Annotated in this window: 19 protein-coding genes; 8 read left to right on the forward strand and 11 right to left on the reverse strand. The window is 63.3% G+C overall.

The window, feature by feature from the left end; genetic code table 11:
* Positions 1–333: 333 nt before the first annotated feature.
* The 6 genes from AC2YI2_RS24535 to AC2YI2_RS24560 all read left to right on the forward strand — a co-directional run bounded on the left by AC2YI2_RS24535 (position 334) and on the right by AC2YI2_RS24560 (position 7,875).
* A complete protein-coding gene (locus AC2YI2_RS24535) occupies positions 334–2,352 on the forward strand; it encodes a CocE/NonD family hydrolase (RefSeq protein WP_487389138.1) in 2,019 nt (672 codons plus the stop codon).
* A gap of 205 nt (positions 2,353–2,557) precedes the next feature.
* Complete coding sequence (locus AC2YI2_RS24540; RefSeq protein ID WP_487389139.1) at positions 2,558–3,502, forward strand: ABC transporter permease; 945 nt, start codon at positions 2,558–2,560, stop codon at positions 3,500–3,502.
* Position 3,503: 1 nt separating this feature from the next.
* Positions 3,504–4,409 carry an ABC transporter permease gene (locus tag AC2YI2_RS24545; protein ID WP_487389140.1) on the forward strand — a complete coding sequence of 302 codons (906 nt, stop codon included), beginning with the start codon at positions 3,504–3,506 and terminating at the stop codon, positions 4,407–4,409.
* Positions 4,406–5,293 carry an ABC transporter ATP-binding protein gene (locus AC2YI2_RS24550; RefSeq protein ID WP_487389141.1) on the forward strand — a complete coding sequence of 296 codons (888 nt, stop codon included), beginning with the start codon at positions 4,406–4,408 and terminating at the stop codon, positions 5,291–5,293. Before AC2YI2_RS24545 ends, AC2YI2_RS24550 begins: the two co-directional genes overlap by 4 nt.
* Positions 5,290–6,282 (forward strand): oligopeptide/dipeptide ABC transporter ATP-binding protein, encoded by a 993-nt coding sequence (locus AC2YI2_RS24555; RefSeq protein ID WP_487389142.1) that lies wholly within the window; start codon positions 5,290–5,292, stop codon positions 6,280–6,282. The genes AC2YI2_RS24550 and AC2YI2_RS24555 overlap by 4 nt, the downstream gene beginning before the upstream one ends.
* Positions 6,283–6,318: 36 nt before the next feature.
* On the forward strand, positions 6,319–7,875 hold the full coding sequence (locus tag AC2YI2_RS24560; protein ID WP_487389143.1) for an ABC transporter substrate-binding protein: 1,557 nt from the start codon (positions 6,319–6,321) through the stop codon (positions 7,873–7,875).
* Between the two features lie 45 nt (positions 7,876–7,920).
* Here the strand turns inward: AC2YI2_RS24560 and AC2YI2_RS24565 are convergent, their stop codons facing one another.
* The 5 genes from AC2YI2_RS24565 to AC2YI2_RS24585 form a co-directional block, all read right to left on the reverse strand.
* Positions 7,921–8,649: an MBL fold metallo-hydrolase gene (locus AC2YI2_RS24565; RefSeq protein WP_487389144.1), complete on the reverse strand. Its 729-nt coding sequence runs from the start codon at positions 8,647–8,649 to the stop codon at positions 7,921–7,923.
* A 168-nt stretch (positions 8,650–8,817) separates the two neighbouring features.
* The gene (locus AC2YI2_RS24570; RefSeq protein WP_487389145.1) at positions 8,818–9,900 is read right to left on the reverse strand and encodes an ABC transporter ATP-binding protein; all 1,083 of its coding nucleotides are present in this window, start codon (positions 9,898–9,900) and stop codon (positions 8,818–8,820) included.
* Entirely contained in the window at positions 9,897–10,685 is a 789-nt protein-coding gene (locus AC2YI2_RS24575; RefSeq protein WP_487389146.1) for an ABC transporter permease, read from the reverse strand. Before AC2YI2_RS24575 ends, AC2YI2_RS24570 begins: the two co-directional genes overlap by 4 nt.
* Position 10,686: 1 nt before the next feature.
* Positions 10,687–11,547: an ABC transporter permease gene (locus AC2YI2_RS24580; protein WP_487389147.1), complete on the reverse strand. Its 861-nt coding sequence runs from the start codon at positions 11,545–11,547 to the stop codon at positions 10,687–10,689.
* A 271-nt stretch (positions 11,548–11,818) separates the two neighbouring features.
* Positions 11,819–12,901, reverse strand: a complete 1,083-nt coding sequence (locus AC2YI2_RS24585) for a polyamine ABC transporter substrate-binding protein (RefSeq protein WP_487389148.1) — start codon at positions 12,899–12,901, stop codon at positions 11,819–11,821.
* Positions 12,902–13,028: 127 nt separating this feature from the next.
* Between AC2YI2_RS24585 and AC2YI2_RS24590 the strand changes: the two genes are divergently transcribed.
* Positions 13,029–13,652 carry a TetR/AcrR family transcriptional regulator gene (locus AC2YI2_RS24590; RefSeq protein WP_487389149.1) on the forward strand — a complete coding sequence of 208 codons (624 nt, stop codon included), beginning with the start codon at positions 13,029–13,031 and terminating at the stop codon, positions 13,650–13,652.
* Between the two features lie 19 nt (positions 13,653–13,671).
* Positions 13,672–14,064 carry a nuclear transport factor 2 family protein gene (locus AC2YI2_RS24595; RefSeq protein WP_487389150.1) on the forward strand — a complete coding sequence of 131 codons (393 nt, stop codon included), beginning with the start codon at positions 13,672–13,674 and terminating at the stop codon, positions 14,062–14,064.
* Positions 14,065–14,138: 74 nt separating this feature from the next.
* Here AC2YI2_RS24595 and AC2YI2_RS24600 read toward each other — a convergent pair whose 3' ends face one another.
* From AC2YI2_RS24600 to AC2YI2_RS24625, 6 genes are read right to left on the reverse strand one after another with little or no spacing between them, the layout of a single operon-like run.
* Complete coding sequence (locus AC2YI2_RS24600) at positions 14,139–16,130, reverse strand: 3-hydroxyacyl-CoA dehydrogenase NAD-binding domain-containing protein (protein ID WP_487389151.1); 1,992 nt, start codon at positions 16,128–16,130, stop codon at positions 14,139–14,141.
* A 2-nt stretch (positions 16,131–16,132) separates the two neighbouring features.
* Positions 16,133–16,531 carry a RidA family protein gene (locus AC2YI2_RS24605; protein ID WP_487389152.1) on the reverse strand — a complete coding sequence of 133 codons (399 nt, stop codon included), beginning with the start codon at positions 16,529–16,531 and terminating at the stop codon, positions 16,133–16,135.
* On the reverse strand, positions 16,509–16,937 hold the full coding sequence (locus tag AC2YI2_RS24610; RefSeq protein WP_487389153.1) for an acyl-CoA thioesterase: 429 nt from the start codon (positions 16,935–16,937) through the stop codon (positions 16,509–16,511). The genes AC2YI2_RS24605 and AC2YI2_RS24610 overlap by 23 nt, the downstream gene beginning before the upstream one ends.
* 1 nt (position 16,938) lies before the next feature.
* Positions 16,939–18,105, reverse strand: a complete 1,167-nt coding sequence (locus tag AC2YI2_RS24615) for an acyl-CoA dehydrogenase family protein (protein WP_487389154.1) — start codon at positions 18,103–18,105, stop codon at positions 16,939–16,941.
* Complete coding sequence (locus tag AC2YI2_RS24620; RefSeq protein WP_487389155.1) at positions 18,105–18,956, reverse strand: enoyl-CoA hydratase family protein; 852 nt, start codon at positions 18,954–18,956, stop codon at positions 18,105–18,107. The genes AC2YI2_RS24615 and AC2YI2_RS24620 overlap by 1 nt, the downstream gene beginning before the upstream one ends.
* Complete coding sequence (locus AC2YI2_RS24625) at positions 18,953–19,738, reverse strand: SDR family NAD(P)-dependent oxidoreductase (protein ID WP_487389156.1); 786 nt, start codon at positions 19,736–19,738, stop codon at positions 18,953–18,955. The genes AC2YI2_RS24620 and AC2YI2_RS24625 overlap by 4 nt, the downstream gene beginning before the upstream one ends.
* Position 19,739 lies beyond the last annotated feature (1 nt).

A 19,739-nucleotide genomic window follows, 5' to 3' on the forward strand; every position in this document is an offset into this window, starting at 1 on the left:
CGCCACTTCACCTGCAGTCTATGCGGCGTCCGAGTTTCACGACTAACCGCCGATGATTATGACGATTATCGCGCTGGCAGTATTCAGCAGTCTCAGCGGCCGGATGCGCCGCATCAGCCCCAGATGATTGCGCAGCAAAATATACAATTGAAATTGCTGCATTTATTTCTAATTATAAGATCGTATAATAACGCTTGACATCATCATCAGTCGTTTTATCCTACGCCCATGCTCATGCCGGAGAAGGGGTAACAGGATGAACGTGGGGAGAATGCCGCAACCCCGCCACACGATTCCTGCGCCGCCATTCCGCATCTGGTCGGGCGGCGCGCGATGAGCCGGGTTGTCGAAGAGTTCCCGCGCAAGGTCCGGACGCTTGATCCGGTTTTCATTGTGATGCCGGACGGCATACGCCTCGCCGCCACAATCTGGCTGCCGGAGGACGCGACTGAAGAGCCGGTACCGGCGATCCTCGAACTCATTCCCTATCGCCGCCGTGATGGCACCGTCTTCCGCGATATGAAGATGCATCCTTACGTCGCCGGCCACGGCTTTGCCTGCTGTCGCGTCGACATTCGCGGCTCGGGCGATTCCGAGGGCTTGCTCACCGACGAATATACGGCGCAGGAGCAGGATGACGCCTGCGCCATCATCGCCTGGCTCGCGGAACGGCCGTGGTGCACCGGCGCGGTCGGCATGACCGGAATTTCCTGGGGCGGCTTCAATGCGCTGCAGGTCGCCGCGCGGCGGCCGCCGGCGCTGAAGGCGATCATCGCGCTTTGTTGTTCCGACGACCGCTATGCCGACGACGTGCATTATTTCGGCGGCAATCTGCTGACCGAAGACGGCATGTGGTCGAGCTTCATTCTCGGCCTCGGCGCCTTGCCGCCGGATCCGCAAATCGTCGGCGACAGATGGCGGGCAATGTGGCGTCAGCGGCTCGAAGCCTCGACCTGCTGGTCCGACGTCTGGATGCGCCACCAGCGCCGAGACGCCTACTGGAAATTCGGCTCGGTCTGCGAGGATTTCTCCGACATCCACATTCCCGTCTATGCGATCAGCGGCTGGGACGACACCTATTTCAACGCTGTACCGCGGCTTCTGGAAGGTCTGAAGGGGCCGAGGAAGGGACTGATCGGCCCTTGGACCCACGCCTATCCCTTCCTCGGTGATCCCGGACCCGGCATCCACTATCTCAAGGAAGCGATCCGCTGGTGGCGGCAGTGGCTGGAGGGTGTCGATACCGGCATCATGGCCGAGCCGGCTTATACGGCCTACATCAAGGATCCGCACCGGCCGGCGCACTTTTATCCTGACCACGCCGGACACTGGGTGCAGGAGCCGGGCTGGCCTTCCCCGAACATCCGCCCGCAGGTGCTCTACCTCAATGACGCCGGCCTCGGCAGTCAGCCGGAGCCGGGGATCACGATGCAACTCAGATCGCCGGTCACGGCCGGTCGCGATTGCGGCCGCTATGGCGGTTATGGCGGCACGGTTCCAGATATGGCGGGCGACCAGCGTCGCGAGGATGGGCTGGGACTCTGCTTCGACACGCCCGCGCTTGACAGCGACATGGTTCTGCTCGGCGCGCCATCGGTCGAAGTCACGCTGCAATCGGATGGGCCTCAGGCGACGCTGACTGCGCGGCTCTGCGAAGTGTGGCCCGATGGCACCTCGACGCTCGTTACCTGGGGCAGTCTCAATCTTTCGCATCGATCGGGCCACGAACATCCCGAGCCCCTTGTGGTGGGCCAGGACGTTACGGTCCGCTTCGACCTTAATCACTGTGGCCGCCGCTTCGGCAAGGGTAACCGGCTTCGCCTCGTCCTTTCCAACCAGCATTGGCCGGTCCTCTGGCCCGCACCCTCGATGTCGAGCTTAAAGATCGAGCCCGGCACCAGCCGGGTGATCCTGCCCGTCAGACATGCGCGCCCGGAAGACGGTACCTTTGCATTTGAGCCGGCTGAAATATCGCCGCCAGTGCCGGTCGAGGAACTGGCAGAGGAACGGAGCTCCCGTATCCTGACGATCGATGCCGGTGCGCGCCGCGAAACGCTGACGCTCACCAGCGACTACGGCCGCCAGCGCCTGCTCGATCGCGGCATCGAGATCTGGGCCAAGGTCGTCGACCAGATGGCGATCACCGAGGACGACCCGCTCTCGGCACGGCTCGATACTGGATGGGTGCTGGGGTTCAAGAGCGGCGACTGCGAAGCCGAGACGATGTCGAAGGTGGTGGTGACATCGACGGAGGCGCAGTTTCATCTGCAATGGCGGCTGGAGGCGCGCGAATGCGGCGCGACGGTTTTTGAGCGGGAGGGTGAGGCATGGATCGACCGCGATCATATGTAGCCGCATCGTGCGGGCAAAGGCCCCTCCCCAACCCTCCCCACAAGGGGGAGGGCTTATTCCGTGGCACCGCTGCCGCGATCATGGGAACGTCACAGCGAGTGGTGAGGGGAACTGAGGCGATAGCGGAGCAGCAGGTTAAGCCCTCCCCCTTGTGGGGAGGATCTGGGAGGGGTCTCGCTTTAAGCTCAAGCGCGGAGCTCCAGCCATGACCGCTTTCCTCCTGCGCCGCATCGGCCTCGGCGTAATCATCCTGTTCATCGTCTCGATCATGCTCTTCCTCATGCTGCATATGATCCCCGGCGATCCGACGGTGGTGGCGCTCGGACCGCGTTCGACACCGGAGATGCGGGAAGCTTTCCGCGTGATGATGGGGCTCGACCGGCCGCTGATCGAACAGATCGGCTCCTACCTTCTCAGACTCTCCGAACTCGATCTCGGGCAGGATGTCTGGAGCAAGCGGCCGGTGACCGAGATGGTGCTGGACGTGCTGCCCTTCACCGTGGCGCTCGCCTTTTCGAGCTTTGTCTGGGCCGTGGCGCTTGGCACGATCCTCGGCTGCACTGCCGTCGTCCATCACGGCCGCTGGCCGGATTGGCTGATCGGCATCTTCTCGGTCGGCATGGTTGCCGTTCCCTCTTTTGTGGTCGCGCTCTACTCGCTGCTCATCTTCGCCGTCATGCTCAACTGGCTGCCGGCAATCGGCGCGGGCGAGCCGGGCGATATCTGGAGCCAGGTGAGAGCGCTGATCCTGCCGTCGATCGCCATCGGTCTCGGCTGGGTCGGCTATGTCTCCCGCATCATTCGGGCCGCGATGATCGAGGCGATGGGCGAGAGCCACGTCCGGACGCTGAGGGCCTTCGGCGTCAGTGAAAACAGGATCGTCTATGGTTACGCGCTGAAACAGGCATTTCTCTCCGCCCTGCCCGTCATCGCCATTGGTTTCGGCGGGCTGCTGACCGGCTCCGTCTTTGCCGAAATCGTCTTCACCCGCCCTGGTCTCGGCAAGCTCACCTATGACTCGGTCATGTCGCGCAACTATCCGCTCGTCATGGGGACGGTGCTCGTCACCTGCGCGCTCTATGTGACCTGCATGATCGTCGCCGATATCGTTGCGGCCATCCTCGATCCCCGCGTCCGGAGCGCGCTCTGACATGGTGAACGCGGTCGAAACGTCAACGAAAATGCCGGCCGCCGAACCCGGATCGTTCGGCCGCGCACTGAATGTCGCCTTTGCCGTCATGTCGACACCGATCGGCTTCATCGGCACCGTGCTCGTTGCCGTTATCGTGCTGACCGCGATCCTTGCGCCGCAGCTCGCGCCCTATCCAGCCACCGCGATCAATGTGAAGGAGCGGCTCGCCGACCCGTCGCTGTCGCATTGGCTCGGCACCGACCAACTCGGCCGCGACCTTTTCTCGCGCGTCATCATCGGCACGCGGACCGCCATGAGTGTGGCGCTGACGGCCCTTGCCATCGCGCTCGCCGCCGCCCTCCCGCTTGGGCTCATCGCGGGTTACGGGCCGCGCTGGCTCGATGCCGTGATGATCCTGATCTTCGACAGCCTGAGTTCGCTGCCAATGATCATGTTCGCGCTTGCCATGGTCGTGCTGCTCGGCGCCGGGCTCGGTACCGTCATCCTCGTCATCGTCATCTATTGCGTGCCGAGCTATGCGCGCCTCATCCGCACCCAGACGCTGAGCCTGAAATCGCGTGATTTCATCAAGGCCGAGCAGGCGATGAATGCCAGCCTGCCGCGCATACTCTTCATCCATCTGCTGCCCAATGTCATCGGCCCGCTGCTGATTCTCGCCTGCCTCGACCTCTCGACCATCATCACGCTCGAGGCCGGCCTGTCTTTCCTCGGCCTTGGCGTGAAGCCGCAGATCCCAAGCTGGGGCAATATTCTGAGCGACGGATTTTCGGTGATCCGCAACACGCCGGTGCCGGTCATCGCCGGCGGCCTGCCGCTGATCCTCGCGACGATCGGCTTCACCTTCTTCGGCGAGGCGCTGCGCGACGCGCTCGATCCGAAGCTGTCAGGGAAGCGCACGCCATGACGGAACCGGTGCTCGATCTGCAGAATGTCTCGGTGACCTATAGCGGCGTGGCTAAGGCTGTCGCCGATGTCAGCCTGATGGTGCGGCCGGGCGAAGTGGTCGGCCTGATCGGCGAAAGCGGTTCTGGCAAATCGACGCTCGCGCACTCTATCCTCGGCCTCCTGCCATCGAGCGCCACGGTCAGCGGCGACCGCATGCGGCTTGCCGGCACCGACATCCTCGCGGCTTCGAAGCGCGACATCGCAGCTTTGCGCGGTCCTGCCGCCGCCATGGTGTTCCAGAACCCGATGGCGACCTTCAGCCCGCTGCATACGATCGGCCGACAGCTCACCGATTTCCTATGGCGCGACCGCATGTCGAGCCGGCGTGAGAAGAAGCTGCGGATCATCGAGGCCCTGGCCGAGGCCGGCATCTCCGATCCGCAGGCACGTTTCGACGCCTATCCGTTCGAGCTCTCCGGCGGCATGTTGCAGCGGGTCTCGATCGCGGCTGCGCTGCTGATGAAGCCATCGCTGCTGATCGCCGACGAGCCGACGACCGCGCTCGACGTCACGATGGAAGCCCAGATCCTGCATCTGATGCGCGAGCTGCGCGCCAAGACCGGCGTGGCGATCCTGATGATCTCGCACCAGCTCGGGGTCATCGCCGAGATCTGCGACCGCGTCGCGGTCATGTATGCCGGCCGGATCGTGGAAGAGGGTAGCGTCGACGACATCTTTGCCAACCCGCGACATCCCTACACGAGAGCGCTGCTCGCCTGCGAATTGTCCCTGGTCGAGAGCGGCGCCAGGCGCCTCCCTGCCATAAGCTGGGAGGATGGCGCCCCGGCGACGGATGGACCAGCGCAGCAGCCACGATCGACATCGATGGGAGACGCGGCATGAGCGACACCCCCCTCATCGAAGCCCGTTCGCTCACGGTTTCCGTGCCTGGCCGCGGCGGCCTACCCTTTGTCAGCCGGCCCGGCCTCGACATCCTCGTCGAGCTCTCGCTTGCCATCCATCCCGGCGAGATCGTCTGCATGGTCGGCGAAAGCGGCTCCGGCAAGTCCACCTTCGGCAGGACACTGGTCGGGCTGATGAAGCCGGCATCGGGCGACCTACTGCTCGAAGGCGAGAAGCTGCCCGACTATTCAAGCCGCAGCTTCGCCCGCCTGCGCGAGGCGGCAGCCTTGTTGTTCCAAGACCCCGTCACCTCCTTCGATCCCCGCCAGCGCATCCGCTCGATCATTGCCGAGCCACGGCGCATCGCTGGTAAAGCACCGGTGTCTGATGATGCCATCACCGAACTCGCCGCCAAGGCCGGGCTGGTGCGCGAACTGCTGTCGCGTTTCCCGCATGGCCTGTCCGGGGGCCAGGCGCGACGGGTGGCCGTCGCCCGCGCGCTGTCGGTCATCCCCAAGGTCATCATCGCCGACGAGCCGACGGCGGGACTGGATCTCTCGGTACAGGCCGGCGTGCTCAACCTCTTCCTCGATATCCGCGACGAATATCGCACCGCCTTCCTGATCATCACCCACAATCTCGCTGTCGCTCGTCATGTCTCGAACCGTGTGGCGATCATGTATCTCGGCCGCATCGTCGAGGCCGGGCCGACGGCGGAGATTTTTCGCGCACCGCGCCACCCCTACACGGCTGCACTCCTCGCTTCCGAACCCGTGCCCGATCCGCGCAGGCGCCGCACCGAACCGCCCGTCATCGGCGAGGTGCCGAGCCTCGCCCATCGCCCTGATGGCTGCGAGTTCCATCCGCGCTGCCCCCACGCCCGCGAGCGCTGTCGCAGCGAGGCGCCTGATGAGACCACCATTTCGGCGGGTCACGCGATCCGCTGTCATTATCCGCTCGACGGGAAACGGGCGGAACGCGTCGCATGAAATCTCGATCACCATAACAAGACCAGAGGGATAGACATGACAAAGCTTCTGATGAACCGCCGGCATTTTCTCTCCACCAGTGCAGCTGCTGCCACCGCCATTTCGCTCCGGCCCAGCCTGACCTATGCCGCCGAGGGCGATACGCTCGTCATCCGCGGTGCCTCCGATATCGAGGTGCTGGACCCCGCTTTCCAGAACGGCCTGCTCGAGGAGGAAGTCGGCCGTGCGCTCTTCGTTTCGCTCAATCGCCTCGGCGACGTGCGCGAAGGCACGAAATGGGATCTCTATGCTGCCAAGGAGCTCAAACAGATTTCCCCGACCGAAATCGGCTTCGAGCTGCATGACTGGCTGGAATGGACCGGCGGTCATGGCAAGGTGACGGCGGAGGATGTGAAATTCTCCTTCGACCGCGTCAAGGATCCGGCGAGCGCCTCGGCCTGGGCCTATGCCTTCGATGCGATGGACGAGGTCGAGGTGACGGGCGAACGATCAGGCATTATCAAGCTCAAGGCCCCGTCGGCGCCCTTCTGGGTCAGCACCCTGCCCTATTACATGGGCCATATCGTCTCGCAGAAGGCCGTGGAGAAAGTAGGCGGCAAGTTCACCACGGAAGTGCCCGCCAGTTGCGGCCCCTATGTGATCGAGAAATGGGCATTGAAGCAGAATCTGACATTGGCGCTGAACCCGGGCTGGAAAGGACAGGCGCCAGCCTTTTCCAAGATACGCTTCGAAGTCATCACCGATGACGAGTCGGCGGCGCTGGCTTACGAATCCAAGGCGATCAGCTATTCAAAGATCAGCCTCAACACGCTCGCGACATATGTCGAGAAACCACCGGCGGAGTCCGAGGTCATTACCATGGACGGCAACCGCTTCCTTTGGCTGGCGATCAATGTCAACAATCCGAAATTCAAGGACGAGAAGGTCCGCCGCGCGATCCAGCTGGCTGTTGATGTCGAGCAGATCATGCAGGGCAGCTATTCGGGCCTCGCCAAGGCCGCGACCGGCGTCATCCCGCCCGCCATGCCCGGCCATCGCGATGCGATCCTCTATCCCGCCGACCTCGAAAAAGCCCAGGCTCTGCTCGACGAGGCCGGCGTCTCGGGCCTGACGATCGAGCTCGCTTGCCAGAACGACAAGACCAGCCAGTTGACCTGCCAGATCGTGCAGGCGCTGCTCGGCCAGATCGGCATCACGGTCGAGATCAAGGCGCTCGACGACGGCGTCTACTGGACGATCGGCGACAAGAATTCCGGCGACGGCTGGAAGAATCTCGAAATCGTGCTGATGAATTTCGCCGGCGGCGTCGACCCCTCGGAAAACCTCACCTGGTTCCGCCCCTCCCAGATCGGCGTCTATAACTGGTCGCAATTCGACAGCCCGGAATTCGAAAAGCTCTACCAGGAGGGCATGGCGGAGACGGATGCCGCCAAGCGCGACGTGATCTACAAGAAGATGCAGGACCTGATGGAGGAATCCGGCGGCTTCGTCTTCATCACCCACGAGACCTTTGCCGCCGTGACCCGCAGCGGCCTCAAGCCGATGATCCTCGCCGACGGCTATCTCGATGTGACGCGCTTCGCCAAGGGATGAGAGATCTCGCCTTCAGCCCGGCGTATCAGCGCCGGGCTGAGGTCCTCAGGCGCCCTTTGCGTCCAGCCAATCGCGAATCAACTGCCGATACCGCTCGCCTGAAAAGCTCGGGAAATGCCCGCCATGGACGATGTGGACTGGATAGTCGAGCAGCCGCTTCATCGAAGCGAGATAGTCCACGGCATTGGCGTGATAGGTGTCCTCGATCAGCGGGCCATCATAGAGAATGTCGCCGGAGAACAGAATGCATGACTTCGCCTCCCAGAGCGCAATACCTCCAGGGGAATGGCCAGGCGTGTGCACCACCTCGAACACCCGGTCGCCGAGATCGACGACGTCGCCGTCTTCCAGAATGCGCGTCGCCGGCGCTGCCTTCACGCCATAGCATTTCGAGCAATAGGGTTCCGGCGGCAGCGCATCGAAGATGTCGTCGGTGACATAGGGTTCAGCCAGCGTATTGGTCCGGGTCGGATGGGCCAACAGATCGGCTTCGGCCGCATGCACGGCCCGGCATTCGAATTCGTGATGGCAGCCGATATGGTCGAAATGCGTGTGGCTCGCCACGGCGATCAGGTCGCGCTCGGTGACCAGAGGCACCCATTCGCGGAGCGAGACGACGCCCATGCCGCTATCGACCAGCATGTCCCGATCGCGGCCTCTGATATGCCAGATGTTGCAGCGGTAGAATTCCTGGATATAGGGCTCGCAGATATAGGTCACGTCGTCATCGAGGCGCTTTACGGCGTACCAGTTTTCCGGGGGGATGCGTTGCATTTCCATTTCCTCGCGCCGCGCCTGCAGAAGCCTTCGCCCCTCACCCTGACCCTCTCCCCGCTCGCGGGGAGAGGGGACGTTAGGTGCCGAGGGCGCCACAAGTCCCTTCTCCCCGTTAGACGGGGAGAAGGTGCCGGCAGGCGGATGAGGGGCAGTGCCTGATGCAAATCAAGCCGCCGGCAGCACCGTAACACCCGCCGGGTCGACCGCAAGGGCAATGCGATCCCCCGTCTCGACCCGTGCCGATTGCGGCATATGCGCCACCAGCGACAACTCATTGGCAGCGACCGGCGCCAGATGGCAGCGGTAATGCGTACCAAAAAACGCGCTGCCAGTGATGGTAGCTTCGCCGAACCTCGTCGTCGCGTCACCCGCCGCAGCACGGAAATGCTCCGGCCGGATGCAAAGCTTGACCTTGTCGCCGGATTTCGGCTGTCCGGCGGTGAAATTGGCCGATGGCAGCGTCACCGTCCCGATCCGGGTTTCCAACTCAGCCATATTGTCATTGGCCGACAGAACCTTGCCGTCGATCAGGTTCACCTCGCCCATGAAGCCGGCGGAAAAGAGCGACTTCGGCCGCATGTAGATGTCCGAGGGTACGCCGAAATCCTCGACGCGGCCCCGGTTCATCACCACGATCCGGTCGGCGATCGCCATCGCCTCTTCCTGGTCGTGGGTGACATGGATGAAGGTCGTGCCGACGCGCTTCTGGATCGCCTTCAGCTCATCCTGCATCTGACGGCGAAGCTTGAGGTCCAGCGCACCGAGCGGTTCGTCCAGCAGCAGGACGTCGGGGTCGACCGCGAGCGCCCGAGCCAATGCCACGCGCTGCCGTTGACCGCCCGACAACTCATGCGGCTTCTTGCTGGCCGAGGACTTGAGGCCGACGAGATCGAGAAAAGACAGCGCCTTCTCGTCCCGCTCGGCCTTGCCCATCCCACGCATCCTGAGGCCGAAGCCGACATTGTCGATGAGCCTCATATGCGGGAAGAGCGCATAGTCCTGGAACATCGTCGTCGTCGGCCGGCGGGCCGGGGAGACGCCGGCCATGTCCGTGCCACCGATCGCGATCCTGCCCGCCGTCGGCTCCATGAAACCGCCGAGGATCGACAGCAGCGTAGTCTTGCCGCAGCCGGAGGGTCCGAGCAGAACGATGAACTCGCCGGCGGCGATTTCCAGAGATACATTGTCCAGCGCCGTGAAATTGCCGAACACCTTTCGCGCATTCTGGATCGAGACGGATGCGGTCATGATTTGCGGCTCCTTCCGAACAGGCCGATCTCCAGCACGAGCAGGAGCGCGATGGAGGCGAGGAAGACCAGCGAGCCGATGGCATTGGTCTTGGGATTGAGGCCGGAGCGCAGCATGCTCCAGATCTCGACGGGCAGCGTCACGTCGAAGCGCGACAGCAGGAAGGCGATGATGAACTCGTCCCAGCTGAAGGTGACGGAGAGGAAGAAGGCCGCCAAGATCGAGGGCATCAGCATCGGCGCCGTGACCAGTGCCATCACCTTGATATCATTGGCGCCGAGGTCGCGCGCCGCCCGTTCGATATTGATGTGATGGTCGCCCATCGAGGCATAGATGATGGCGAAGCAGAGCGGCAGGTTGATTACGACGTGGCCGATGCCGACTGTCCACAGAGACAGCGGAACCCTGAGCGTGTTGAGCACCGTCAGCAACCCGAGCGCGATGATCAGATAGCTCACCGTCATCGGTGCGATCAGCAGCCCGCGCTGCAACGCCGAGCCCGGCAGCTTGTAGCGCGCCAGCGCATAGGCCGCGAGGAAGCCAAGCAGACAGGCTAGGGCCGAGGAGATGGTGGCGACGAGGAAGGAATTGGTCAGTGCGGCCATCAGCTTGCGGTCGGCGAAGACGGCCTGGTACCACTGCGTCGAAAAGCCGTTGAACGGCGGCACGGGCAGGCGACCGTCCTGGAAAGAGAACAGCACCAGCACCGCGACCGGCAGGAAGATGAAGGCATAGAGCGCGACGAGGTAAAGCCAACTCAGCGAGGAAGTCAGATAGCGCTGCATCTCAAGCCCTCTCGATCTTCAGCCAGCGGGCGCAGGCGGCATAGGCGATTGTCACCGCCAGCATCAGCACGATGGAGAGAGCCGCCGCCATCGGGAAATCCGCCCGCCGACCGATCTGCAGCATGATGATCTGCGGCAGCACCAGCTCGTTGTTGCCGCCCAAAATCTGCGGCGTGATGTAGTCGCCGATGCAGAGCACGAAGGTCAGGAAGGCGCCGGTCATGATACCCGGCAGCGTCAGCGGCAGGATGACATGCCAGAAGGTCTGGAAGGCATTGGCCCCGAGGTCGGCCGCCGCGCGGCGGTAGTTGGGCGAGAGCTGGATCAGGTTGGAATAGATGGTCAGCGTCAGCAGCATGACGAAGAAATGGACGAAGCCGATCACGGTCGCGGTGCGATTGGAGGCGATTTCAAGCGGCTCGGCGATGAGCCCCATCCCCATCAGTACCTGGTTGATCACGCCGCCCTTGGAAAGCACCAGCAGCCAGGAATAGGAACGGACGACATAGGAGGTCCAGAAGGGCAGGATCGCCAGGATCAGCGCCATGCGCTGCCACTTCTTCGGTACCCGCTCGGCGATGATCCAGGCGAGCGGATAGGCAAGAAGGACCGAAATGATGGTCACCGTGATGGTGATCTCGAGCGAATTGGTCAGGCCCTTGAACAGCGCGCTTTCACTGAGGAAGCGCAGGTAGTTGTCTGCATTCCAGACCCGGACGATCTCCCGCCCCTGCCGCGACCACAGGCTCATCGCGGCCATGAACAGGAACGGCACCACGAAGAAGGCAACGGTCCAGAGAAGAGCGGGAGCAACGAAGCCCCATGCCTTCCGGCGATCGGTCTGTTCGATGGTTGGGGTCATGGTGGTCCTGTGGTTCGGTTTTTGGCGCGGATATTACCCCTCACCAAGCGCGCCCAAGCATTCGCCTACGGCTCATGCGGGCTTGCTATCCTCTCCCACAAGGGGAGAGGTAGACTCGCGGCGCTTGGGTTGCCTCAAGCGAGGCCGGGCGCGTGACACCCTGCCTCTCCCCTTGTGGGAGAGGATACGCAGGCCGGGTGAACGTCAGTGAACCCTTGGCCGAAGTTGGTGAGGGGTGAAATCACCCTTGCGAGTGAGGCCAGACCTGCCCTCACTGCTGCATCATATTCGTCCAGGCATCCTGCATCTTCTTGTCGAGCTCCGCACTCGGAATCGGATAGAGCTGGGTGTTCTTCAGATACCCCGCCTGGTCACTCCACCTCAGCGCCGCCTTCTGCTGATCGTCGAGATGCGCGCCGGCCTTTTCGTTGGTCGGCATGCCCCAATAGCAGGACGAGGTCGCAAGCCGCGCCTGGCCCTCAGGGCTCATGATGTATTGCACGAATTTCAGCGCCAGCGCCGGATCCTTGCTGTCCTTCATCACGCCGATCGACTGCGCCCAGCGCACTGCACCCTGCTTCGGCACAATCCAGTCGAGATTGGGCTTGTCCTTGGCGAGCGAGGCGGTGATCCATTCGCCGCCGCCGACCAGGATGTCGACTTCGCCGGTCGCGAGCGCAGTCTGCGAGGAGACGACGTCGCTGACCTGCTTGGAGGCCGCCTTCATCGCCTTCAGCTTTTCCTCGATGGCAGGCATGTCGGCATCGCCGAGATCGGCGGTCTTCTTGCCCAGCCCGAGTTGCACGAGACCGATCATCGGCAGGTAATAATCATAGAGCGCTATGCGGCCCTTGTATTTGTCCGACCAGATGATGGAGAGATCTTCCATATCCTTCGGATCGACCTTGGTCTTGTCGTAGGAGATCGTGTTGTAGCCGAACTTTTCCGTTACGGCGTAGGTCTTGCCGTCCTTGGTGTTGTTGGCATCCATCACCAGTTCGGCGAACATGTCGGCCTTGGGCAGCGCATCGGCGGGCATCTCGCCCAGCATGCCCATGTCGACGATCCGGTGTACGTCGACGGCGTCGATCACCATCACGTCCCAGTCGCCGGGCTGCGACTGTTCAAGGATCGAAATGCCGGCGCCCGTGCCTTCATATTCCTTAAGATTGACCTTGACGTTGTTGGCCTTTTCGAAGGGCTCGATCAGCGCAGGGTCGGTGTGATCGCACCAGACCAGCGCGTTGAGTTCTTCGGCGGCAAAAGACTGAGAAGCACTGACGGCCGCAATTGCAAGCGCTGCGGCAGAAGACAGGAAGTGGCGCGCAAAAGCGCCCTTTGCAGGATTGGTCATCGATTTCACCCTCTGTTTGGCACTCGTTCCGGCGCCTTCGAAAAAAATATTGAATGAGTTCATTTTTTAAGTCAATATCAAAATTAAAGCAGATTCAAAAAGCCGGATTCAACGAGGACGAGCCGCGATGGCGGGATTGAGGGAGAGGCAGAAGGCGGACCGCGAGCGGCGCATCCTGGAGGCCGCGACGGGCCTGTTCCGGGAGGTCGGCTACGATGCCGCGCGCATCGAAGACATCGCCGAGCGCGCCGAGGTTTCGGTCGGCACCTTCTACAATTACTACCAGAACAAGGGCGACATCCTGCTCGCCACCGTCGGCATGGAAGTGGAGGAAGTGCTGTCAGCAGGCGAGGCCATCGTAGCCGACCCGCCGGGCGATGTGGCCGAGGCGCTCAGGCAACTGATCAACCAATATTATGACCACTCGCTGGTCTATCTCTCCAAGGAGATGTGGCGCACGGCGATGGCGATCTCCATCCAGCAGCCGGAGACGCCGTTCTCGAAACGCTACACTGCGCTCGACGCCCGGCTTTGCGCCCAGGTCCAGACACTCATCCAGCGGCTGCAGTTGAAGGGCGTGGTCATCGCCGGCATCGACACGGCGGCGGTGGGCGCCATGTTCTTCAACAATCTCAACATGATGTTCACCGAGTTCGTACGCGACGAGACCATGCCGCTCGAAATGCTGAAAGACGATGTCGCCCGGCAGAGTCGGCCGCTCGCAACGCTGATCTCCAGCCCCAAACCATAAGAAAATCCCGGGAGGACGAATGACCAAAGCCGAAGACGGCGTGCTTGCCGCCGCCGCGCGCCTCGTCGAAGCCTTTTCACGCCACGACACCGAGGCCTATTTTGAGGCCTTCGCCGCGGATGCGAGCTTCATCTTCCATAATCTCGACCGGGTGCTGACGAGCCGCGACGCCTACCGCGACGAGTGGCGGCTCTGGGAAGAGCGGGACGGCTTCCGCGTGCTCAGCTGCCGGTCCACAGACCAGCGTATTCAGATGGCCGGCGAGGTTGCGGTCTTCACCCACGTCGTCGAGACCGACGCGTCGGTCGGCGGCGAGACCATGACCAACCGTGAGCGCGAAACCATCGTCTTCCGCCGTGAGGCTAGCGATTGGATCGCCTTCCATGAGCATCTCTCCGCTTTGCCGGCGTAGGCAAGCCAATGCACATTGAGATGCGTTCGCGATCTCGGTTTCACTGATCCGCTCGGGCTACAGATCGGTTTACCCTACCTGCCGGCATTTGCAGTTTTCACGAACATCGGCCCGCCCTTATGGGCGGGAAAGCCGTAACCGTTGATCAGGACGAGGTCGATATCGCCCGGGCGGGCAGCGATCTTTTCATTGAGCAGCCTCTCGCCCTCCGCCGACACGGCGGCAAGCAAACGGGTGACGATCTCCGTACTGTCGATATGGCGCGGCACGATCGATTTTGCGGCGCGCGAGGCGGCGATGATTGCTGTCACGTCCGGGTCGACGGCCTTCTTGCCATCGGCATAGCTGTACCAGCCCTTGCCGGATTTCTGGCCGAAGCGGCCGGCCTCGCAGAGCCTGTCGGCGATATCGACATGGCGTTCCTGGGGATCGCGCGTTGCCGCCTGCCGCTTGCGCCGTGCCCAGGCGATTTCGAGGCCGGCGAGGTCGAACACGGAGAACGGTCCCATTGCGAAGCCGAACTCCTCCATGGCGGCGTCGACCTCCTTCGGCTCGGCGCCGTCCTCGACGAGGAATTCGGCCTCGCGGCGATAGGCCGAGAAGATCCGGTTGCCGATGAAACCCTCGGTCACACCGGACAGAATCGGCAGCTTGCGCATCTGCTTGGCGACAGCGAAACCGGTGGCGAGGACGTCAGGTTCTGTCTTGGCGCAGCGGACCACTTCGACCAGCCGCATGATATTGGCCGGCGAGAAGAAATGTAGGCCGAGCACGCGGTCGGGATGGACCGTCGCCGCCGCGATCTGGTCCGGGTCGAGATAGGATGTGTTGGTGGCGAGGATCGCGTCCGGCCGCACGATTGCGTCGAGTTTTTGAAAGAGTTCTGTCTTGACCGCGAGGTCGTCGAACACAGCTTCGATGACCAAATCGGCGGCGGCCAAAGCACTCAGGGTCCCTTCGACCGAAAGGCGCGACAGGCGATCGGCAAGCCCCTTCTCGTCCAGCCGGCCGGATTTGACGTTCCGCTCCAGCAGGCCCGCAATCCGCTCCCGGCCCTTCAGCGCCGCCTCTTCGCTCTGTTCGACGCCGATGACGCGATAGCCTGCATCGAGCGCCGCAACGGCGATGCCGGAGCCCATCAGACCCGTGCCGACAATGCCGATGGTTTTGACGGCGCGGGGAGAGATGCCCTCAAGGCCCGCGATCTTCGCCGCCTCGCGCTCTGCGAAAAAGACATGGCGCAGCGCTGCGGCCTCCGGCGAATCCTTGAGGAGCAGGAAGGCGGAGCGCTCTTCGGCCAAACCGGCTTCGAGTGTCGTGCTTAGCGTGTCGGCGACGAGACGCAGGGCAACGCCGGGCGCCACCTGGCCACGCGCTTTGGCAGTGATCTTCCGGGATGCGGCATCGACCTCCTCGGCCAAAACCGGCGGCACGGCAAGATGGCCGGTTTTGCGAAACTTCTCCTTGCCCTCGGCCGCAATCGCGAGCGCTCGCCCCATCAGATCACCATCAGCGACTTCGTCCACGATGCCCAGGGACTGCGCCTCGCCGGCTTTCAAGCTGCGGCCGCTGCTGACCAGGTCGATGGCCACGGGAATGCCGGTCAGGCGCGGCAGCCGCTGAGTTCCGCCCGCGCCGGGTACGAGGCCGAGCTTGACCTCCGGGAAGGCCACGCTGGCCGTCGCGGCGGCGACCCGGTAGTGGCAGGCGAGCGCGATTTCCAGACCACCGCCCAGCGCGGCACCATTGAGCGCCGCGATAATGGGCTTGCCCGAGTTTTCGATCAGCTGGCAGACATCGGGCAGGATCGGATCGACGGGCGGCTTGCCAAACTCGGTGATGTCGGCTCCGCCGACGAAGATCTTCCCCGCGCCCGTGATGACAGTGCTTTCAATCTCGCCGCGGTCATTCGCATGCGAGATGGCGGCCACCAGTCCGGCGCGCATCGTAGCCGATGCAGCATTCACCGGCGGATTGTCGATCGTCACAACCAGGACGCCATTGGCAATACGCCCTGAAACGCAAGCCGAGAAACTGAGCGTACTGGAAGCCTCTCCCGATGTCATCGTCACAATTCCGGAATGACGGCGTGTGCCTGGATTTCGATCTTGGCCCGGTCCTCGACCAGCGCCACGACCTGCACGGCGGCCATGGCCGGGAAGTGCTTGCCGATCACCGCGCGATAGGCCTGGCCGATGCCCTTGAGATTGCCGACATATTCCTGCTTGTCGGTAAAATACCAGGTCATCGAGGTAATGTGATGCGGCTCGCCGCCGGCCGCGCGCACCACGGCGACGACGTTTTCCAGTGTCTGCCTGACTTGGCTGACGAAATCGTCGGTCTCGAACTGGCACTGGCCGTTCCAGCCGATCTGGCCGCCGACGAAGATCAGGCGTCCCTGCGCCTCCACGCCATTGGCGTAACCGATCGGCCTTGCCCAGCCTTCAGGCTGCAGGATCGTGTGCATGCGTCGTCTCCAGGTGATGGGTGAGCGCGGCACGGAGCGTGTCCGGCCAGGCGCAGGATGTGTGGGTTTCAAGCGAGGTCGCGACGAGCCGATGCTGGGCGGTGAAGAGCGTTTCGCCCCTCGCCGACACGGTATGCGCCAGATCCAGGGACGATCGGCCGAGCCTGGCGACGCGGATATCGATCGTCAATTCATCGCCCTGATAGCCCGGGCGTTCGAAGACGAGATTGAGCGTCACGGTCGGCGTGCCCATCCGCATCTCTGAGATCATCTGGTCGCGCTTCGCACCGAGCGACGCGAAGAAGTCCTCGATCGCGCCATCGAGAATCCGGAGATAGGACGGATAGTAGGCGATGCCCGACGGATCGCAGTCGCCGAAGCGAAGGGGATAGGACTTCGTGAACACCTCACGCCCCCTTCATCAGCTCGCGGGCGACGATGAGCTTCTGCACCTCGGTCGCACCTTCATAGATGCGCAGCGCCCGGATTTCGCGATAGAGCTTTTCCGTGATCTCGCCGGTCTTCACCCCGCGGCCGCCGAACAGCTGGACGGCGCGATCGATGACCGACTGCGCGGTTTCGGTCGCCGTCATCTTGGCCATCGCGGCTTCCTTGGTTGTCGGCAGTTGCTGCACGTCGCGGCGCCAGGCGGCGCGATAGGTGAGCAGTGCCGCCGCATCGATACCGGTGGCCATGTCGCCGAGGGCGGCCTGGGTCAGTTGTAGGTCGCCCAGCGTCGCCCCGAACATCTTTCGCGATCTGGTATGCGCCAGTCCTTCATCGAGCGCGCGGCGGGCAAAGCCGAGTGCTGCCGCCGCCACCGAGGCTCGGAAGATGTCGAGCGTGCGCATGGCGATCTTGAAACCTTCGGCCGGCGCGCCGAGCCGGCGCGAGGCTGGAATGCGGCAATTGTCGAAACGGATGGTTGCCAGTGGATGCGGCGCGATCACCTCGATCCGTTCGGTGATCGAGAAGCCGGGATCGTCGGCGAAGACGACGAAAGCGGAAATACCCCGCGTACCGGGTGCCTCGCCGGTGCGGGCGAAGACCGTGTAGACATCGGCGATGCCGCCGTTCGAGATCCAGGTCTTCTCGCCGTCGAGCACGTAGGAATCGCCATCAGCGCGTGCTGCGCAGGCCATGGCCGCGACGTCCGATCCGGCCTCCTTCTCGGAAAGCGCGAAGGCCGAGACCCAGTCGCCCGACGTCACCTTGGGCAGCACCGCAGCCTTCAGTTCCTCAGAGCCCGACAGGCCGATTGCCCCGGTTCCGAGCCCCTGCATGGCGAAGGCAAAGTCGGCGAGCCCGTCATGCCAGGCGAGCGTCTCGCGGGCGAGGCAGACGGAGCGGGAATCGATTGCCCGGCGGCCGGCAACACCGGTTGCGATCCTGAGGAGGCCGGCGTCTCCGAGCGCCTTGACCAGCGAGCGGCAGGCCTTGTCGATATCATGATGATCGACGGAGGCCAGCACAGCCGATCCGGCGAACGCATCGAGCTTTTCCACGACGCCGCGATGTTCGGCACCGAAGAACGGCCAGTCGAGATGTTCGCGCGTCGGGCCGGTCAGTGTCATCAGTTGCCCTCGAACACAGGTTTCTGCTTGGCGGCAAACGCCTCGAATGCGCGGCGGAAGTCGCCTGTCGCCATGCAGATCGCCTGGGCCTGGGCCTCGGATTCGATCATTTCGTCGATGCCCATCGCCCATTCCTGGTTCAGCATCGTCTTGGTGATGCCGTGGGCGAACCACGGACCGTCAGCCAGCGAACGTGCGAGCTTGTCCGCCGCCGCGTCCAGGTCTGAGGAGGAATGCAGGGCGTTGAAGAAGCCCCAGCGCTCGCCCTCGTCGGCGCTCATGAAGCGGCCGGTATAGAGCAGTTCCGAAGCGCGGCCCTGCCCAATGATCCGGGGCAGAATACCGCAGGCGCCCATATCGGCACCAGCGAGACCGACGCGGGTGAAGAGGAAGGCGGTCTTGGCTTCGGGTGTCGCCAGCCGCAGGTCGGAAGCCATGGCGAGAATGGCGCCGGCGCCGGCGCAGATGCCGTCGATGGCAGCGACGATCTGCTGCGGGCATTTGCGCATCGCCTTAACCAGATCGCCGGTCATGCGGGTGAAAGCGAGCAGGTCGGGCATCGTCATGCGGGTCAGCGGCTCGATGATCTCGAACACGTCGCCGCCGGAGGAGAAGTTGCCGCCGGCACCCTTGAGCACGATCGTCCTGACGTCGGACGAATAGGCCAGGTCGCGGAACAGGTCGCGCAGCTCGGCATAGCTCTCGAAGGTCAGCGGATTCTTGCGGTCGGGCCGATTGAGCGTCAGCGTCGCGACGCGTCCGTCCTCGCTGGCCGACCAGAGAAAGTTCTTGGCCTGATAGTCACGGAACGGCTTGAGATGCCCGCTCATCGTCGCTCGATTGTCGCTCATCCCGCCATGACCTCCCCACCTGATATCGCGATTGCCTGTCCATTGATCGAGCCGGCATCAGGCGACGCCAGCCAGAGAACCGTGTTTGCCACTTCCTCGGGGCGGACAAGCCGGCCCTGCGGATTGGACTTGGTGAATTCCGCGAGTGCCTGCTCCTCGCTGCGACCGGTCTTGGCGACGATCTCGGCGATCGAGCGTGCGATGATCGGCGTATCGGTGAAGCCGGGGCAGACGGCGTTGACGGTCACGCCCTTCTTTGCCAGTTCGAGCGCCAGCGCCCGCGTCAGCCCGACGACGCCATGCTTGGCGGCGCAATAGGCCGAGACATAGGCGTAGCCGGTGAGGCCGGCGGTCGAGGCGATGTTGATGATCCGCGCGCCCGTGCCACGCGCCTTGAGATCGGGCAACACGGCCTGCGTCACGTTGAAGACGCCGGTAAGGTCGACCGAGAGCACATGCGACCACATGTCGAGTGAGGTCTTTTCGAACGGCGCGCTCGGGGCCTCGCCGGCATTGTTTACGAGTATGCTGACGGGACCGAAAGCACGTTTCGCCTTCTCGAGGCCCGCAGCAATGGCGCCTGGATCGGTCACGTCGAAGCCATCGGCGATGAAGCACGACCCATCCGGAAGGCTGCCTGCCAATGCTTCCAGCGGCTCCCGCCGCCGCCCGGCCAGCGTCACCTGCGCACCAGCCTGTGCGAGCCCGCGCGCGATTGCGGCGCCGATGCCGCTGCCGGCGCCGGTGACCAGCGCGTGATGTTCTCCCAGACCGCCTGCCATC

It is taken from the genome of Rhizobium sp. SRI_017 (assembly GCF_057586295.1).

What these genes read in the sequence shown, in the direction of transcription:
- AC2YI2_RS24535 (WP_487389138.1), top strand. Translation starts at nt 334, where the DNA reads ATGAGCCGGGTTGTCGAAGAGTTCCCGCGCAAGGTCCGGACGCTTGAT.
- AC2YI2_RS24540 (WP_487389139.1), top strand. Translation starts at nt 2,558, where the DNA reads ATGACCGCTTTCCTCCTGCGCCGCATCGGCCTCGGCGTAATCATCCTG.
- AC2YI2_RS24545 (WP_487389140.1), top strand. Translation starts at nt 3,504, where the DNA reads ATGGTGAACGCGGTCGAAACGTCAACGAAAATGCCGGCCGCCGAACCC.
- AC2YI2_RS24550 (WP_487389141.1), top strand. Translation starts at nt 4,406, where the DNA reads ATGACGGAACCGGTGCTCGATCTGCAGAATGTCTCGGTGACCTATAGC.
- AC2YI2_RS24555 (WP_487389142.1), top strand. Translation starts at nt 5,290, where the DNA reads ATGAGCGACACCCCCCTCATCGAAGCCCGTTCGCTCACGGTTTCCGTG.
- AC2YI2_RS24560 (WP_487389143.1), top strand. Translation starts at nt 6,319, where the DNA reads ATGACAAAGCTTCTGATGAACCGCCGGCATTTTCTCTCCACCAGTGCA.
- AC2YI2_RS24565 (WP_487389144.1), bottom strand. Translation starts at nt 8,649, where the DNA reads ATGCAACGCATCCCCCCGGAAAACTGGTACGCCGTAAAGCGCCTCGAT.
- AC2YI2_RS24570 (WP_487389145.1), bottom strand. Translation starts at nt 9,900, where the DNA reads ATGACCGCATCCGTCTCGATCCAGAATGCGCGAAAGGTGTTCGGCAAT.
- AC2YI2_RS24575 (WP_487389146.1), bottom strand. Translation starts at nt 10,685, where the DNA reads ATGCAGCGCTATCTGACTTCCTCGCTGAGTTGGCTTTACCTCGTCGCG.
- AC2YI2_RS24580 (WP_487389147.1), bottom strand. Translation starts at nt 11,547, where the DNA reads ATGACCCCAACCATCGAACAGACCGATCGCCGGAAGGCATGGGGCTTC.
- AC2YI2_RS24585 (WP_487389148.1), bottom strand. Translation starts at nt 12,901, where the DNA reads ATGACCAATCCTGCAAAGGGCGCTTTTGCGCGCCACTTCCTGTCTTCT.
- AC2YI2_RS24590 (WP_487389149.1), top strand. Translation starts at nt 13,029, where the DNA reads ATGGCGGGATTGAGGGAGAGGCAGAAGGCGGACCGCGAGCGGCGCATC.
- AC2YI2_RS24595 (WP_487389150.1), top strand. Translation starts at nt 13,672, where the DNA reads ATGACCAAAGCCGAAGACGGCGTGCTTGCCGCCGCCGCGCGCCTCGTC.
- AC2YI2_RS24600 (WP_487389151.1), bottom strand. Translation starts at nt 16,130, where the DNA reads ATGACATCGGGAGAGGCTTCCAGTACGCTCAGTTTCTCGGCTTGCGTT.
- AC2YI2_RS24605 (WP_487389152.1), bottom strand. Translation starts at nt 16,531, where the DNA reads ATGCACACGATCCTGCAGCCTGAAGGCTGGGCAAGGCCGATCGGTTAC.
- AC2YI2_RS24615 (WP_487389154.1), bottom strand. Translation starts at nt 18,105, where the DNA reads ATGACACTGACCGGCCCGACGCGCGAACATCTCGACTGGCCGTTCTTC.
- AC2YI2_RS24620 (WP_487389155.1), bottom strand. Translation starts at nt 18,956, where the DNA reads ATGAGCGACAATCGAGCGACGATGAGCGGGCATCTCAAGCCGTTCCGT.
- AC2YI2_RS24625 (WP_487389156.1), bottom strand. Translation starts at nt 19,738, where the DNA reads ATGGCAGGCGGTCTGGGAGAACATCACGCGCTGGTCACCGGCGCCGGC.